Genomic DNA, 16,259 nt, shown 5'->3' on the forward strand with positions numbered 1-16,259 from the left:
GCCGCGAAGCGGCGTATCGCAGGATGCTCACGCCTCCGCCGTGCTCTCCACGAACTGGTCGAGCACCCGCACACCGAACCCCGTGGCACCCTTGTCGAACGTCGTGCCGGGCTTGTCGCTCCACACCACGCCCGCGACGTCCAGGTGCGCCCAGCGCACGCCTTCGTCGACGAAGCGCTGCAGGAACTGTGCGGCCGTAATGGAGCCACCCTCACGCGGACCGACATTCTTGATGTCCGCAATGGGGGAGTCGATCAGCCGATCGTAGGCCTCGCCCAGCGGCATGCGCCACAGCTTGTCACCGCTCTTCGTGCCCGCCGCCTGCAGCTCCGCCGCAAGACTGTCGTCGTTGGAGAACACACCCGCATATTCATGGCCAAGGCTGATCACCATCGCACCCGTCAGGGTGGCAAGGTCGATCATCGTCTTGGGCCGGAACGTGCGCTGGGCGTAGGTCATGACGTCGGCCAGCACTAGCCGGCCTTCCGCGTCCGTGTTGATCACCTCGATGGTCTGGCCATTCATGGAGGTGACTACGTCTCCCGGTCGCTGGGCGCGCCCGTCCGGCATGTTTTCGACCAGCCCGCAGAGGCCGACGACGTTTGCCTTCGCCTTCCGTTTGGCGAGCGCAAGCATGGCCCCCGCCACAGCGCCAGCGCCGCCCATGTCCCACTTCATGGACTCCATCCCGGCGGCGGGCTTGATAGAGATGCCACCGGTGTCGAAGGTGACGCCCTTGCCGATCAGGGCGAGAGGCGAGGTGCCCTTGGCGCCTCCGTTCCACTTCATGATCAGCAGCCGTGGCTCCCGCATGCTGCCCTGGTTGACGCCGAGCAGGGCGCCCATGCCAAGCTCACGCATTTCGGTCTCGCCCAGAACCTCGATCTCGAGGCCCGTTCCCTCCGCCGCCGCACGCACGCGCTCCACGAAGGTCTCGGCGTAGATGATGTTGGCTGGCTCCGTGACCAGCTCCTTCGTCAACGCAACACCTTCAACCAGCCCCGCATAGCGCTCGTTCCAACGGGACTCCGCACCGTCGGCGCCGACGATCACGATCTCGGTCAAGGTCGGCTTCTGCTTCTCCTTGAGCTTCGTGCGGTACAGGTCGTAGCGCCAGCTGCGCAGCGCGGCGCCGAGTGCAACCTTGGCGGCCGCGTCCGCGTCGTAACCCAGCCCGCTGAGATCGATCACCGCCTTGGTTACTCCCGACGTCAGCAGCTTTGCCACCGCCGTCCCGCCCAGCTTCTCGGCGCTGTCGGCCGGCTGCCCTCCCCCGGTGCCGACCAGCAGGATCCGGCGAGCGCTTCCATCCGCATGGCTCCACGCCTCCGCGGAGCCGCCAAGCTCACCCTCGAACCGCTGCGCCTTCGCCGCGCCCTCGATCGCTGCCCGCTCAGCACCCAACGATTGCAGAGCCGACCGCTCGGACCCCGCAACGGGAAGAACAAGTGCGAAGCTGCCGGCGGGCCGCGCTGCGGCGAAGGAAATCTGCATCAACGGGTCCTCAAATCACAAACGGTTGCCGCGCCTTTAAGCGGTGCCGCCCACTTCTGCAAAGCAAGTTGCCGCCTGCTTCCGGAGGTGCGATAGGCCCCCCTTCTCAAGCGAGCGAAGCGGCGGGGTTGGTGTTCATCAGGCGAGTGATAGGCGCAACGGCGCTGCCGCTGGTTCTGGCGCTCGCCCATCCCGCGGCCGCGCAGGATGCCCTGTCGACGCCGCCGGCCGCTCCCGCCGGCACGCCGGTTGTCGCTCCTGTGCCGGTGGCCGACCAGGAGGCCGTCAGCTTCAGCGCGGACGCGGTGGAATATGACACCCACTCCGAGGTCGTCACTGCGACCGGCCAGGTACGGCTGAATCGCGACGGAAACTATGTTGCCGCGGACCAGGTGAGCTGGAACCGCAACAGCGGCCAGGTCGTCGCGACCGGCAATGTCGTGGTGGTAAACCCCGAAGGGGACAAGCTGGTCGGCGAACGCGTGGTTCTCACGGACGAGCTGCGCGACGGCACCATCGAGAACCTTCTGGTGGTGCTCGAAAGCGGGGGCCGCATCGCTGCCGAGAAGGCTACCCGGACCGACGGTGTGACGACGCTCGACAACGCCGTCTACTCGCCGTGTCCGGTCACCTGTGCCGATGGACAGCCGAAGAAGCCCAGCTGGCGCATCCTGGCGGCGCGGGTCGTCTACGACGCCAACCGCGACCGGATCCGCTTCGATCGCGGGCGGCTCGAGATCCTGGGGATCACCCTTCCCCTGCTTCCGATCTTCTCCGTGCCCACCGGTTCGGGCACCGGCGGCGGTACCGGAGTGCTCTTCCCGGACGTGAGCATCAGCCGCCGCAACGGGCTGGAGCTTGCCCTTCCCTGGCACTGGCGCATCGCTCCCAATCGGGACCTCACGCTGACGCCGCACATCTACACGGGCGTTCGACCCGCGCTCGAGGCCCGTTACCGCGAACTGAATTCACTGGGTGCATTCCACCTCGGCGGCTTCGTCACTTATGGGGAACGCACGACCTTCGAAGGGTCGTCGACGAATCTCGTCAGTGTCGATCAAGGATCGGGCATCCGCGCCTTTGTCGAGGGATACGGCAAGTTCCAATTCGACCCGCTCTGGAGCCTCACCACGCAGATCCGCCGCGCCACCGACAAGACCGTCGCGCGACGCTACGACATCACCCGCGACGACAAGCTACGAAGCTTCTTCAACGTCGAGCGAATCGATCTGGACAGTTACATCTCCTTCGCCGGCTGGTCCTTCCAGGGTCTTCGGGCAGCGGATGACCAGCAGCAGATCCCGATTGCCTTGCCGGCATTCGACGCACGCTGGCGCCTCGACACGCCCGGCATCGGCGGCCGGGTCGAGCTTCACGCTAACAGCCTCGCCATTCTACGCCGGGATGGGCAGGACACGCAGCGGGCGTTCGTCGGCGCGCGCTGGGATCGACGTCTCCTGACCCGCATGGGGCAGGAACTGCTGCTCACGGGCTTTGCTCGCGCCGACGCCTACCACACGGATGAAACCGGCAAGACTGACACGGTCCTTTACCGCGGCACGGAGGGCTGGAACTTCCGCGGGATCGGGGCCGTGGCCGCCGAGGCGCGCTGGCCCCTGATCGGCGCGTTGTTGGGCGGGACCCAGCGATTAACCCCGCGTGTTCAGCTGGTGGTGACGCCCAAGACCGAAAACCTCGACATCCCCAACGAGGATGCCCGGGCCGTCGATCTCGAGGACAGCAACCTCTTCGCACTCAATCGCTTTCCAGGTTACGACCGCTGGGAAGACGGCTCCCGGGTAACCTACGGGCTTGACTGGAATCTCGACCGACCTGGCGTCGCGGTCGCCACCACCATCGGGCAGAGCTACCGGCTGAACCGGCGCGAGCAGATCTTTCCCGACGGCACCGGCCTGACTGACCGCTGGTCAGACATTGTCGGCCGTACGCGCGTGCAGTTCGGCCGCTTCCTTGACCTCACCCATCGCTATCGCATCGACAAGGACAGCTTCGCCATCCGTCGTAACGAGCTCGACCTGACCGTCGGTACGACCGAAACCTACGCACGCATCGGCTACCTCCGCCTCAACCGCGACATCGACACCTCGTTCGAGGACCTTCGCGACAAGGAAGAACTGCGGCTCGCCGGTCGATGGAAGTTCCACCCGAATTGGGCGGTCTTCGGCGCGACGGTACTCGACCTGACAGATGAAGAGGAGGACCCGCTGTCGCTCGCCGATGGTCTCGACGCGGTACGTCACCGGCTCGGCCTCGATTATGAGGACGATTGCTTGGCGATTGGCATCCTCTGGCGCCAAGACTATGAGCGGATCGGCGACGACCGGGAGGGGAGCCGAGTCCAGTTTCGCCTGACGCTGAAGGGCCTGGGACGATGAGCCTGCTCATCCGGCGTTCAGCGGGAACAGGTAAATCGCTGAGACCAAACACCCCGGCATAACAAGGGATTAGAGACACGTGGCAGGGCTTAAAGGGATGATTTCGGCGAAGGCGCGCACGGGGATCGCGGCTGTTGCCCTGACTGCGGCGACGATCGCGACGGCGCAGACCGCGAATGCTCCGGCGCAAGACACGGGCCGCAACAGCACGAGCGCTCTCAACCTGCCCCAGAACCCCACGGTGTTCGGAACGCCCATTCCCTCGGTCGTCAAGGCCAGCGCGATCGTGAACGGCGAGGTCATCACCCAGACCGATATCGATCAGCGCCTCGCGCTCCTCGCCATCGCGAACGGAACCGAAATTCCGAAGGAAGAGGCCGAGCGCCTCCGGGTTCAGGTACTGCGCAACTTGATCGATGAATCGCTGCAGATTCAGGCGGCGAAGGCTGCAGAGATCGAAGTTACCGACGCGGATATCGACCGAACCGTCGCGCGAGTCGCACAGAACGTGAACCAAAAGCCGGAAGAACTGGCGAATTTCCTCAAGTCCCGCGGTTCATCGATCCGCTCCATTCGCCGTCAGATCCAGGGCGAAATCGCCTGGTCCCGCCTCCAGCGCGCCAAGATCGAGAGCCAGGTCAGCGTGGGCGACGAAGAGGTGAAGGCGGTCATCGACCGACTGACCGCGTCCAAGGGCACGCAGGAGTATCGGGTCGGTGAGATCTTCCTCGCCGCTACCCCTGCCAACCAGGCGCAAGTTCTTGCGAACGCCCAGAAAATCACTGCGGCCCTGCGGCAGGGCGGATCGTTCGTCGGCTACGCACGCCAGTTCTCCGAAGCTTCGACGGCGGCCGTGGGCGGCGACCTCGGCTGGGTTCGTCCGGAACAGCTGCCGGAACAGCTATCGGCTGCGGTCCGGCAGATGGGTCCCGGCCAGCTCAGTGAGCCTATCCCGGTTTCCGGCGGCTTCTCGATCATTGCCGTTCAGGACACCCGCAGGATCCTGACCGCCGACCCGCGCAATGCCGTGCTGAGCCTCAAGCAGGTCTCCATCAACTTCCCGCGCGGTACGACCAACCCACAGGCGCAGTCGACCCTCGCCCGCTTCAGCCAGGCGGCGCAGAACGTCGGAGGGTGTGGCGGCGCGGAGAAGATTGCCGCGGACTTCAATGGCGACGTTGTCCAGTCCGACCAGGTCAAGCTTCGCGACCTGCCGCCTGCCCTTCAGCAGATGATGCTGCCGATGCAGGTCGGCCAGGCGACCCGGCCCTTCGGCAGCCTGGAAGAAGGTGTGCGCATCCTCGTCATCTGCGGACGCGATGAGGAGAATGCGGACAACGCTCCAAGCGCCGACCAGGTGTTCGCACAGCTCACGGAGGAGCGCGTCAACATGCGCGCCCGCCGCTACCTGCGCGACCTGCGCCGCGACGCCGTCATCGACTTCCGTTAAGCTTGTTTCCGCCCGAACGGGCAGAGTAAGGGGGCGGAGCATGGCTTCGTCCCCTTCTCTTTTGCCCCTCTCGGTGTCTCTCGGTGATCCGGCCGGGATCGGGCCCGAGGTCGTCGCGAAATGCTGGGACCTGCGAGACCAATTCAACCTCCCGCCCTTCGTTGCGGTCGGCGATCCGCGCTCCGTTGCAGCGGTCTGGGATGGAGAGATTGCGGTGCTCGACGATCCACGGGATGTGGAGTCCGCATTCGATCACGGCCTGCCGCTGCTTGCCGTGCCCGCGGCCGAGGCAGGAGTGCCAGGCTGCCCGTCCGTCGCGGGGGCCCACTGCTCCCTGGACTCGCTCGAGATCGCCGTGGGCCTCGCGCGTTCGGGCTCGGTGGCGGCGGTGGTGACGGGGCCCGTCAGCAAGCAGCAGCTCTATGGGATCGGGTTCACCCATCCGGGGCAGACGGAGTTCGTTGCCGAACGCTGCGGCGTCGCGAGCACGAACGTGGCCATGATGCTGGCTGGCCCCACGTTGCGCACGGTGCCGGTCACCACGCACCTCCCGCTCGCCGATGTTTCCTCCCATCTGACATCGAGCCTGATCGAGGCACGCGGACGGGCTGCTCTTCGTGGTCTTCAGCGGAACTTCGGCGTGGCCAACCCCGTCCTGGCTGTCTCTGGCCTCAATCCGCACGCTGGCGAGGGCGGCGCGCTCGGTCGCGAGGAGCTGGACATCATCGTGCCGGCGATCGAGGCGCTTCGGGCCGAGGGCTGGACCGTCACCGGCCCCCATCCGGCGGACACCATGTTCCATACCTCTGCCCGCGCCCGGTACGATGCAGCCCTCTGCATGTACCATGACCAGGCCCTCATTCCCCTGAAAGCTCTCCACTTCGACGATGGGGTGAACATCACTCTGGGTCTGCCGATCGTCCGAACATCACCCGACCACGGGACGGCGTTCGACATCGCCGGAGAGGACCGCGCCGATCCGCGGGCGATGGCGGCCGCAATCCGTGTCGCCGCCGGCTGTGCCGCGCACCGGGCCGCCGCGACCGCGTGAGCCTCCCTCCACTTCGTGAGGTCATCGCTCGGCACGGACTCAGCGCCAGCAAAGCGCTCGGCCAGAATTTCATCCTCGACCGCCAGCTGCTTGCGCGTATCGCGGCCATCCCCGGCTCGCTGGAGGGACAGACCGTCTATGAAGTCGGCCCAGGCCCCGGCGGTCTCACCGCCGCTGCGCTGCAGGCCGGCGCGGGTGTCGTGGCTGTCGAGCGCGACTGCCGCTGCCTGCCTGCGCTCGCGGAACTCGAAGCTCACTTCCCCAGCCGCCTGACTGTCGTCGAAGCGGACGCCCTGCGCATCGATGAGCCTGCGCTGGTTGGACGCGGCGCGCATGTCCTCGCCAACCTACCCTACAATATCGGTACCGCGCTCCTGCTGCGCTGGCTCGGAGCGGACTGGCCGCCGTGGTGGCGATCACTCACTCTCATGTTCCAGAAGGAGGTAGCCGAGCGGATCGTGGCCCAGCCCGGGACCGACCACTACGGCCGGCTCGCCGTCGCATCCCAGTGGCGCGCAAACCCGCGCATCGCGATGGTGGTCAACCGTTCCGCCTTTGTCCCGCCCCCCAAGGTCACCTCCGCCGTCGTGCACATCGTCCCGGGTGAGATGCCGCCGGGGGTGGACCCACGCATCTTGGAGCAGCTCACCGCCGCCGCCTTCGGCCAACGCCGCAAGATGCTTCGCCAAAGCCTCAAATCCGTTCCCGCAGCGCTCGATACTCTGGCGACCCTCGGCATCGCTGCCGAGCGACGCGCGGAGACCGTCGACGTGGCGGAATGGGTTGCACTAGCGAGAGCGCTGACCGGCACGCGCTCGCCCTGACTCCGTCGAGGGCAGTCCTGCTTCGAACCTCAGCAGTAGGCGTCGGCTGGCCTAGTTGGTCTTCGGCGTGGTGTTGGTCTTCGCGGCCACCGCCGGTCCCTTGGCGATCGCAGCCGCCAGGGTCGTCCCTTGCGGGCAGGCCGTGGTCCCGCAGATCTTGCGCACCTTGAGGAGGTTCTGCTGCGCGCGCGCAACCGCTCCCATCTCGACCATCGCCTCGCCCTGTACCGCCAGTGCGTTGAGGTCGTTCGGCTCCAGCGCCAGTGCCTTGTTGGTGTAGCGGATCGCCTGTCCGTAGAGCTTCTGCTTCTGCGCGACCTTCGCCAGCGTCACGAACGCCTGCCGATTACGCGGATCGATGACCAGCGCCAGCTCCAGCGCATCGTCGGCTGCCTGGAAGTCGCCGGACGCGAGCGCCGCCTCCCCTTGCCGGGTGAGTTGCACGCTTTGTGGATTGATCTGGCTGTCCGCCCGTGGCGCCTGGCTGTTTGCTCCGGAGCTGGCCATCAGCGCCGCTCCAAGTCCCGCAACAATCCCAATCGGCAACAGGCGCATCGTCATCTCCAGCCACTTGGCCCGTGTTTCTATCATCCTGCCACGAACCGCGCGATGAAAAAGCCGTCGGTGCCCTCGTGTCCCGGAGTGAGAAGCTTCCCGACCCCATCTGAACGCCCGGCGGCCAGTCCCGTATCCGTAGCGCGAAAGGATGAATGGCGCCTGAGGAATGCGTCGGCTTGGCCCGCGCCTTCCCGCGCCAGCAGCGAGCAGACCGCATAGACGAGCTTTCCGCCCGGCTTCACCAGCGGCGTGGCGAGGTCGAGCACGCGGGCCTGCAAGGCGAGCAGTCGTTCGAGCCGCTCGGGCGTCAACCGCCAGCGCCCCTCCGGATTGCGCCGCCACGTTCCACTGCCGGAGCAGGGGGCGTCCACCAGCACGAGGTCGCAGCACCCCTGAAGATTAGCCAGCGCTTCCGCCTCGTTAGGCGCGTTCAGCAAGCGGGTCGCCATGGCGGCACCAGCCCGCTCCGCCCGCGGCTGCAGCCGTGACAGGCGTTGCCGGTTGGTGTCGCAAGCGGTGATCTCGGCTCCCGGTGCGGCAGCCGCAAGCGCAAGCGCCTTGCCGCCGGCTCCGGCGCAGAGATCGACGATCCGCTGTCCCTCGGCGGGCTCGCAGGCGAGCGCCACGAGTTGGCTGCCCTCGTCCTGCACCTCGACCAGGCCGGACGCGAATGCCGGGTGACCGCTGATCCTGCTATCAGAAGGCAGGCGCAGGCCCCATGGGCTGAGCCGCGTCGGCTCCCCACCAAGCTCCGCTCGGATCGCTTCCCGGCTCGCGCGGGCGACATTTACCCGCAGATCAAGAGGTGCCCGCTCGATCAGCGCCGGCAACTCCCCCTCCAGGACTAAGGGCGAAATCTCCGCGCCGAGCCATGCCGGCACGATGCCCGGAGCAGCCGGTTCCTCCCCATGAGCCAGCATCGCTGGCCCGTGCGCGGAACCGTCGAACAGCTGCGGTGCGATCGCCAGCATCGCGGATCGCCCGTTCGATGGGCGCTCCGCCGCATGCCGGACCGCCCGGAACACTAGCTCGCGCACCGCTCGCCGGTCCTTGGACCCGGCGTAGCGCCGCGCCTTGAAATAAGCCGTTACGATCGCGTCGGCTGGGGGACCATCGTCACGAGCGGAGGCGATCACCTGGTCCAGGATCTCCACTGCGGCCTGCACCCGCGCCGCGGGCGTCATGCGCTACCGACCCGAATAATTTGGCGCTTCCCGCGTGATCGCCACGTCATGCACGTGGCTTTCACTCAGCCCAGCATTGGTGATCCGCACAAACCGCGCGCGTTGCTGCAGCTCCGCAATCGTGCGCGAGCCCGTGTAGCCCATCGCCGCCTTCACGCCGCCGACCAGCTGGTGGACGATATCCGCCACATGCCCCTTGTAGGGCACCTGCCCCTCAATCCCTTCGGGAACCAGCTTCATCTGGTCCTTGATGTCCTGCTGGAAGTATCGGTCCGCCGACCCGCGGGCCATGGCGCCGACGCTGCCCATGCCGCGGTACGACTTGTAGGCACGACCTTGGTAGATGAACGTTTCGCCCGGAGCCTCGTCCGTCCCGGCCAGCAGCGAGCCGACCATGACCGTGGAGGCACCGGCCGCCAGCGCCTTGGCCATGTCGCCCGAAGTCCGGATGCCGCCATCCGCAATCACCGGCACGCCCTTGGCCTTCGCCGCGGCCGCCGCGGACATGATCGCCGACAGCTGCGGCACGCCCACTCCCGCCACGATGCGGGTCGTGCAGATGGATCCCGGACCGATGCCAACCTTGATTGCGTCCGCGCCCGCATCCGCCAGCGCCTTGGCCGCATCCGCCGTCGCCACGTTCCCAGCGATGACCTGAACACGGTTCGAAGCGGCCTTCACCCGCTCGACGGAGCGCGCCACGTCCACGTTGTGACCGTGCGCCGTATCGATCACGATGCAGTCGCAACCGGCGTCCATCAGAGCCTGGCTCCGCTCCCAGCCCTTGTCGCCGACCGTCGTCGCCGCGGCTACCCGCAGCCGGCCTTCCGAGTCCTTGGTCGCGTTCGGCGCCGCAACGGCCTTCTCGATGTCCTTGACGGTGATCAGCCCGACACAGTGATCCGCCTCGTCCACCACAAGCAGCTTCTCGATCCGCCGCTGGTGAAGCACGCGCTTGGCCTCTTCCTGGCTGGTCCCGACCGCCACCTTGGCCAGGTTCTCGCGCGTCATCCGCTCGGCGACGGGCTGGTTCGGGTTCTCTGCAAAGCGCACGTCGCGGTTGGTGAGGATACCGCACAGCTTTCCCGAGGCCTCCACAATTGGGATGCCGCTGATCCGGTGCAGGCGCATCAACTCCAGCGCATCGGCGATCGTCTGGTCCGGCGTCATCGTGATCGGGTTCACGACCATGCCGCTCTCGAAGCGCTTCACCGCACGCACGGCCGCCGCCTGCTCTTCGACCGAAAGGTTGCGGTGGAGGACGCCGATACCACCCAGCTGCGCCATGGCAATCGCCATGTCCGCCTCGGTCACGGTGTCCATCGCCGATGAGAGGATCGGGATGCACAGCGAGATCTCGCGGGTCAGTTGCGTGCGCGTGTCAGCCTGGCTCGGCAGCACGCTCGATTCCAGCGGCTGCAAGAGGACGTCGTCGAAGGTCAGACCCAGGGGGATGTCGGGAGCGTCGAGGATATCGGCCATGCGGGCCTTTGGCCGCAGGGGAGCGATTCGGCAAGGGGGGACTGACGGGCGTGCTTGCGCTCACCCTAAGCCTGTCGAAGGGTGTGTAGCCAACGCTTCGACAGGCTCAGCGTAAGCGCACCGTTATCGACCTAACAACCGCTCCGCAGCTTCCACATGCATCCGCTCGATCATCTCGCCCTCGAACCGCTCGGCGCCCCCGCTCGCGGCGGCAACCAGCCGCTCCGCCCGAGCGAGCTCCGCCTCAGTCGGCGCCCAAGCCGAATGACAGGGCTCGACCTGGTTCGGGTGGATGAGGCTCTTGCCGTCGAAGCCGAGCAGCCGCCCTTGGCGAGCCTCCGCTGCGAAACCCTCAGCATCCTCCAGCCCGTTAAAGACGCCATCGAACGCCGGCACCCCACCCGCTCGCGCTGCCAGCACCACCATCTGCAGCGAGGCCGAGATTTGCTCCCGCCCCGCCCCAGTCGGCAGCCGCAGCGACGCCCGCAAGTCGTTCGTCCCCGCGATCAGGGCCGCAGCGACCGCCGCGATCGCCTCCGCGCGCAGCACCCCCAGCGGGGTCTCGATCATCGCCGCCACGGGCTTCGCCGTCACGGCCCGGACCTCCTCGATCACCGCCGCACCCTCGACCCGTGGCACCACGACGAAGTCGGCGCGAGAGGCCGCGACCGCCTCCACGTCCGCGCCGTGCCAATCACTCGCGAACCCATTGACCCGGATCGCCACCGGGCACGGCCAAGGTCGCGAGACCGCCTCCACCGCTGCAGCGCGCGCGACTTCTTTGTCGGCCGGCTTCACCGCATCCTCAAGGTCCAGGATCACGAGATCGGCCCCGCATTCGCGAGCCTTCGCGATCGCCCGCCAATTACTCGCCGGCAGGAACAGCATCGAACGGCGTCCGAACAGGCTGGGGCTCATGCGGATTTCGCTTCGCTTGGGCGCGCGCCTGACGCATCATGGCGCGGGAAGATTTCGGGGGAATGCATGCTAACCACCTTCATGGCCGTTGTTGCCGCGCTGGTTCTCTTGTTCGTGATGGCGAGCATCAAGATCGTCCATCAGGGCTATCGCTTCACCATCGAACATTTCGGCCGCTTCGTGCGCGTCGCGGATCCCGGCTTCAACTTCGTGCCCGCCTTCTTCTACCGCGTCGGCCGCAAGATCAACATGATGGAGCAGGTACTCGATATCCCCGGGCAGGAGATCATCACCAAGGACAACGCCATGGTCGCGGTCGATGGCGTGGTGTTTTTCCAGGTGCTCGACCCGGCCAAGGCCGCCTATGAGGTGAGCGACCTCTACACCGCTATCCTGGCGCTCTCGACCACCAACCTGCGCACGGTCATGGGCTCGATGGATCTCGACGAGACCCTGTCCAAGCGCGACGAGATCAACGCCCGCCTGCTGTCCGTCGTCGATCACGCCACCGAGGCCTGGGGTGTGAAGATCACCCGTGTCGAGCTGAAGGACATCCGCCCGCCGGCGGATATCGTCAACGCCATGACCCGCCAGATGAAGGCTGAGCGTGAAAAGCGCGCCGCCATCCTCGAGAGCGAAGGCATGCGCGCGTCCGAGATCCTCCGCGCGGAAGGCGAGAAACAGTCCCAGATCCTTGAAGCCGAGGGCCGCCGCGAAGCCGCCTTCCGGGATGCCGAAGCCCGCGAACGCGCCGCCGAGGCCGAAGCCGCCGCCACCAAGTCGGTCAGCGACGCAATCCAGGACGGAAATACGCAGGCTATCAACTACTTCATCGCCCAGAAGTATGTCGAAGCACTCGGCATGTTTGCAAATTCGCCTAACGCCAAGACGATCCTGTTCCCGGTCGAAGCGACGCAGCTGATCGGCTCGCTCGGCGGAATCGGGGAGCTTGCGAAGTCGGCCTTCGGCACTGACGCGACCGGCAAAGAGGCGCCCTCGTCCACGACCGGCGTCCCGAGGGTTCAGGGCTGATGCCGAGCGATCTCGAACCCGGCTGGCTGTGGCTGATTGGCGGAGTCCTCCTGCTGATCGCGGAGATCGTCGCACCTGGCTTCTTCCTCGTCTTCGTCGGCGCCGCCGCCATCGCGACGGGCGTGTTCGTGGTCCTGTTCGATCTCAGCCTCGCGCCGGCACTCGCCTTGTTCGCCATCTACACGGCGCTCGCGGTTTACGTCGGGCGGAAAGTCTATGCGAATCGACCGGTGCCCGCATCCACGCCGCACCTCAACGATCGCTCGGCCCAGCTGATCGGCCGGTCGGTGACCGTGGTCGAGGCGATCGACCATCATGGCGGCCGCGTCCGCGTTGGCGACAGCGAATGGACAGCCCGCGGGGGTCCTGCAGAGCCCGGGGCCCGGGTACGGGTGACCGCCGTCGAAGGCAATTGCCTGCTGGTCGAAGCGGAGCATGGCCTGCCGCGGGCTTGACCCTTAAGGAACTCCCATGAACGCCCCTGCCCTCTCCCGCCGTCAGGCGGTCGCCGCCCTGACGTCCACCGCCGCTCTACCCCTGGTCGCCAGCTGCAGCACCACAACGGCCGCCGCCGCAGCACCCACCGCTGTCGTTACCGTCGCCACCGGCAAGCCCAAGCTCGACGAAGCGGGCGCCAAGGCCATCATCGACACGGTCACCGACCACCTGCTCGCACTCTCTCCCGAGAGCGCCACCAGCAACAACATCGACAAGGGCAAATATGCCGCCCTCCGCTCCCAGCTGAGCGACCGCAGCCAGGCCGGACAGGAACGCTTCGCCGCCACGCTGCAAAGCGACGTGGCCCAGATCGACCGCTTCGACATCTCCGCCCTGAGCCACTCCACGCGCACCACGCTGGAGGTTATCCGCAGCGCCTATCGCACAGGGCTCATCGGCTTCTCGCAATCCTATGGCGACGTCGCCGTCGGCGGCTGGCGCAATACGCCCTACGTCGTCATCCAGAACGTCGGCGCCTACCTCGACACGCCCCGGTTCCTGGACACCGACCATCTGGTCGAAAATACCGCCGATGCCGAAGCTTACCTTGCCCGCCTGTCGCAATACCCACGTCAGCTCGATGGCGAGTTGGGCCGGATGCAGGCGGCTGCCGCTTACGGGCTCATCCCGCCCGGCTTCCTGATCGACAAGGCCGTCAAGCAGCTCCAGGCGTCTGCCACCGACGCCGCCAAGGGTGGCAGCCTCGTCGACTCGCTTGTTCGCCGGACCAGGGACATTCCGGGCAAGTGGGGCGAACGGGCCCGCGCCATCGCGGTGAACGAGGTCGCACCTGCCCTCCAGCAGCAGATTGCCGAGCTCCAGCGCCAGCGCCCCCGCGCAACCGATCTCGCCGGGATGTGGGCGCGCCCGGGCGGCGAGGCCTATTACGCCTATGCTCTCCGCGCGAGCACCACCACGGACATGAGCCCGGAGGAGATCCACCAGCTTGGTCTGCACACCCTCGACGATCTCCATGGCCGGATGGACCCGATCCTCCGCAAGCTCGGCTACACGAAGGGCAGCGTGGGTGAGCGCATGCAGGCCCTTGCGAAGGACCCCGCCTACCAATTCAGCGAAGGTGACAAGGGTCGCGCCGAAATCATGGCCTTCATCCAGGAACGGCTGAAGATTATTCGAACGCAGCTGCCGCGGGCGTTCAACACGCTCGTGAAGGGCAACCTCGAGGTGAAGCGCCTGCCCCCGGAGGAAGAACCCGGCGCACCGGGCGCTTATGGCGGCGCTGGCTCACCGGACGGGAAGATCCCGGGCAAGTTCTGGATCAACCTGCGCACGACCGACCTGCACAGCAAGTACAGCCTGCCGGACCTCACCCATCACGAGGCGATCCCGGGTCACGTCTGGCAGGGCGAGTACACCTTCCACCTGCCGCTCATCCGCACCCTGCTCGCCTTCAACGCTTATTCCGAAGGTTGGGCGCTCTACGCCGAGCAGCTCGCGGACGAGCTGGGCGTCTACGACGACTTCGAGGTCGGCCGCCTCGGCTACCTCCAGTCCATCGCCTTTCGCGCCTGTCGACTGGTGGTCGACACCGGGCTCCACGCCAAGCGCTGGACGCGCGAGCAGGGTGTCCAGTTCTTCGTCGAGCGCAACGGCTCCAACCCGCTGGAAGTCGCGAGCGAAGTCGACCGCTACTGCAGCTGGCCCGGCCAGGCCTGCGGCTACGAGGTCGGCCACCAGGAGATCAACCGTCAGCGTGAAAAGGCGAAGACGGCGCTGGGCGCCAAGTACGATCTTCGCACCTTCAACGATGCCGTTGTCCTCGGCGGAAACGTCCCAATGGACGTGCTGGCGCTGAACGTGGACGAGTATATCCGCACATCAACCACGTAAGACCGGCGCGACGGTCGCTGCAGAGGCTTAGGCTAAGTTATCTCTGTTCTTAACCCTTGCGAACACTAGCGTTCGTCGAACAGGACCCTGCCCGTGAGTGTTGCGAGCGTTGCTCCCACGAGCTGCGACGCAACGAATACAGGCACATCTTGTAGAGCAATGCCCGCGAAAGTGTCAGACAGGCTTCGCGCAATGGTGATCGCGGGATTGGCGAAGCTCGTGGACGAGGTGAACCAGTACGCGGCGGTAATGTAGAGGGCCACGCTTGCGGGTACCCACTCGCGCCGATGTCTCACGGTGCCGATGATTGTGAGAATGAGTCCGAACGTAGCGATGGCTTCACCCACCGCCTGGCCCAGTCCAGTGCGAGCCTTCACGGAAAGCTGCAGGGTTGGCAGTTCGAACATGAGGTGGGCAGCCCAAACGCCAGCTATACCGAATGCCAATTGCGCGAGTGAGTAGGCGGCCGCATCGCGCCAGCTCAACTCACCGCGTGCAGCAGAAACGACACTGACTGCAGGGTTCATGTGAGCGCCTGAGACCGGTCCGAGCATGGTGATGAGAACGAACAAGATCGCGCCGGTAGCAATTGTGTTGCCCAGCAGTGCGATGGCGTCATTCCCTTTGGAGAGGTGAGCGGCCATAATGCCGGAGCCGATAACGGTAGCGAACAGAAAAAAGGAACCCAGCCCTTCGGCGGCAATCCTTCGTCCAAGAGGTGGAGCATTGGCGGGCGTTTCGATCTTCATAGTAACCTTCGCATCGTTACCACCCGCTCCATGACGGTCCCACGACACCATGAACGTGGTTCTGCTTCCCACACCGATCGGACCTGCAGCTGAGCTTGAACAGTAGGATTGCGCTGCTCCAATCCGCGGCGCGGCTCGCCGCAGGCTCTTTCTCAACCCCAGCAGCACAGCACGGCTGGACTCCGCACGACCGTGAACATTGGGAACATTCGCGACGGAGATCGCTCCCGCCAGCAGGGCAGGGGCGCTGGCGGGCGCGAAAGCCGGCCTCTTCGGAGAATTTCTTTAGAGACTTCCTAAGGTTCAGCCCAGCATCCGACAGCCATCATTGCCGGGCTCCCCAATTCTTGGAGACTTGCGGCAGCGGTTGCAGGTCGGGCTTCACGAAGCGTCGCCTCGCCTCGACCGAGAACAGTCGCTCCCGCGAGTAGAAGCGAAGCGGCCACTCTCGTGACCCCACTTCGGAGAGCAGCAGGGCGTTCACCTGCTCGATCAATCCGGCGCAGCGCTTCTCCCGAACGAACCAGCGTACACCCGCCAGGTACGTCCGGGTGATAGTGTCATGATAACCCTGGCGATCATCGTTCACCCCGCCGACCGCCTCATTGTACCCCCGAATAATCGCCGGGAGTTCGGCGTCGAGATCAATATCCGGCCGCCGCACGATCAGGTACAAGGTCGCCGCGAGATGCGCCTCGTGCGTCCACTCCTCGCGCGGCAGGGTCCGGGCGAGCAGCCCTTCCCCCACCCGCTGGATGGCGGCTTCCGTATC

At 66.1% G+C, this 16,259-nt stretch carries 14 protein-coding genes; 7 read left to right on the top strand and 7 right to left on the bottom strand.

All coding sequences use genetic code 11. From position 1 onward, the window contains the following. Positions 1 to 27: 27 nt before the first annotated feature. Positions 28 to 1,494 carry a leucyl aminopeptidase gene (locus tag JT720_RS08025; RefSeq protein WP_205480662.1) on the bottom strand — a complete coding sequence of 489 codons (1,467 nt, stop codon included), beginning with the start codon at positions 1,492 to 1,494 and terminating at the stop codon, positions 28 to 30. A 131-nt stretch (positions 1,495 to 1,625) separates the two neighbouring features. Here JT720_RS08025 and JT720_RS08030 point away from each other — a divergent pair, with 131 nt between their 5' ends. The 4 genes from JT720_RS08030 to rsmA all read left to right on the top strand — a co-directional run bounded on the left by JT720_RS08030 (position 1,626) and on the right by rsmA (position 7,215). Continuing rightward, positions 1,626 to 3,890, top strand: coding sequence for an LPS-assembly protein LptD (locus tag JT720_RS08030; protein ID WP_336511970.1), 2,265 nt, complete (start codon positions 1,626 to 1,628; stop codon positions 3,888 to 3,890). 97 nt (positions 3,891 to 3,987) lie between these two features. Then, the gene (locus JT720_RS08035; RefSeq protein ID WP_205480664.1) at positions 3,988 to 5,340 is read left to right on the top strand and encodes a peptidylprolyl isomerase; all 1,353 of its coding nucleotides are present in this window, start codon (positions 3,988 to 3,990) and stop codon (positions 5,338 to 5,340) included. 40 nt (positions 5,341 to 5,380) lie between these two features. After that, positions 5,381 to 6,391, top strand: a complete 1,011-nt coding sequence (gene pdxA, locus JT720_RS08040; RefSeq protein ID WP_205480665.1) for a 4-hydroxythreonine-4-phosphate dehydrogenase PdxA — start codon at positions 5,381 to 5,383, stop codon at positions 6,389 to 6,391. Further along, positions 6,388 to 7,215 (top strand): 16S rRNA (adenine(1518)-N(6)/adenine(1519)-N(6))-dimethyltransferase RsmA, encoded by an 828-nt coding sequence (gene rsmA, locus JT720_RS08045; RefSeq protein ID WP_336511971.1) that lies wholly within the window; start codon positions 6,388 to 6,390, stop codon positions 7,213 to 7,215. Before pdxA ends, rsmA begins: the two co-directional genes overlap by 4 nt. A 51-nt stretch (positions 7,216 to 7,266) precedes the next feature. Here rsmA and JT720_RS08050 read toward each other — a convergent pair whose 3' ends face one another. The 4 genes from JT720_RS08050 to JT720_RS08065 form a co-directional block, all read right to left on the bottom strand. Continuing rightward, positions 7,267 to 7,770, bottom strand: coding sequence for a hypothetical protein (locus tag JT720_RS08050; protein ID WP_237219834.1), 504 nt, complete (start codon positions 7,768 to 7,770; stop codon positions 7,267 to 7,269). A gap of 32 nt (positions 7,771 to 7,802) precedes the next feature. Next, on the bottom strand, positions 7,803 to 8,957 hold the full coding sequence (locus tag JT720_RS08055) for an RsmB/NOP family class I SAM-dependent RNA methyltransferase (RefSeq protein WP_205480667.1): 1,155 nt from the start codon (positions 8,955 to 8,957) through the stop codon (positions 7,803 to 7,805). 3 nt (positions 8,958 to 8,960) lie between these two features. Beyond that, positions 8,961 to 10,439 carry an IMP dehydrogenase gene (gene guaB / locus JT720_RS08060; protein ID WP_205480668.1) on the bottom strand — a complete coding sequence of 493 codons (1,479 nt, stop codon included), beginning with the start codon at positions 10,437 to 10,439 and terminating at the stop codon, positions 8,961 to 8,963. A gap of 123 nt (positions 10,440 to 10,562) precedes the next feature. After that, the gene (locus JT720_RS08065; protein ID WP_205480671.1) at positions 10,563 to 11,357 is read right to left on the bottom strand and encodes an HpcH/HpaI aldolase/citrate lyase family protein; all 795 of its coding nucleotides are present in this window, start codon (positions 11,355 to 11,357) and stop codon (positions 10,563 to 10,565) included. Positions 11,358 to 11,423: 66 nt separating this feature from the next. Between JT720_RS08065 and JT720_RS08070 the strand changes: the two genes are divergently transcribed. Genes JT720_RS08070 through JT720_RS08080 form a run of 3 tightly spaced genes read left to right on the top strand, consistent with a single transcriptional unit; the run spans position 11,424 to position 14,738 of the window. After that, positions 11,424 to 12,389, top strand: coding sequence for an SPFH domain-containing protein (locus tag JT720_RS08070; RefSeq protein WP_205480672.1), 966 nt, complete (start codon positions 11,424 to 11,426; stop codon positions 12,387 to 12,389). Further along, on the top strand, positions 12,389 to 12,844 hold the full coding sequence (locus tag JT720_RS08075) for an NfeD family protein (RefSeq protein WP_205480673.1): 456 nt from the start codon (positions 12,389 to 12,391) through the stop codon (positions 12,842 to 12,844). The genes JT720_RS08070 and JT720_RS08075 overlap by 1 nt, the downstream gene beginning before the upstream one ends. A gap of 16 nt (positions 12,845 to 12,860) precedes the next feature. After that, positions 12,861 to 14,738: a DUF885 domain-containing protein gene (locus JT720_RS08080; protein ID WP_205480674.1), complete on the top strand. Its 1,878-nt coding sequence runs from the start codon at positions 12,861 to 12,863 to the stop codon at positions 14,736 to 14,738. A gap of 65 nt (positions 14,739 to 14,803) precedes the next feature. On the opposite strand, the gene JT720_RS08085 is transcribed toward JT720_RS08080, so the two are convergent. Continuing rightward, positions 14,804 to 15,487 carry an aquaporin gene (locus JT720_RS08085; RefSeq protein ID WP_205480675.1) on the bottom strand — a complete coding sequence of 228 codons (684 nt, stop codon included), beginning with the start codon at positions 15,485 to 15,487 and terminating at the stop codon, positions 14,804 to 14,806. Positions 15,488 to 15,812: 325 nt separating this feature from the next. Next, positions 15,813 to 16,235 carry a hypothetical protein gene (locus JT720_RS08090; protein ID WP_336511972.1) on the bottom strand — a complete coding sequence of 141 codons (423 nt, stop codon included), beginning with the start codon at positions 16,233 to 16,235 and terminating at the stop codon, positions 15,813 to 15,815. Positions 16,236 to 16,259: the final 24 nt, after the last annotated feature.

Origin of the sequence: Sphingomonas arenae (assembly GCF_016924655.1) — a bacterium.
GTDB lineage: Bacteria > Pseudomonadota > Alphaproteobacteria > Sphingomonadales > Sphingomonadaceae > Sphingomicrobium > Sphingomicrobium arenae.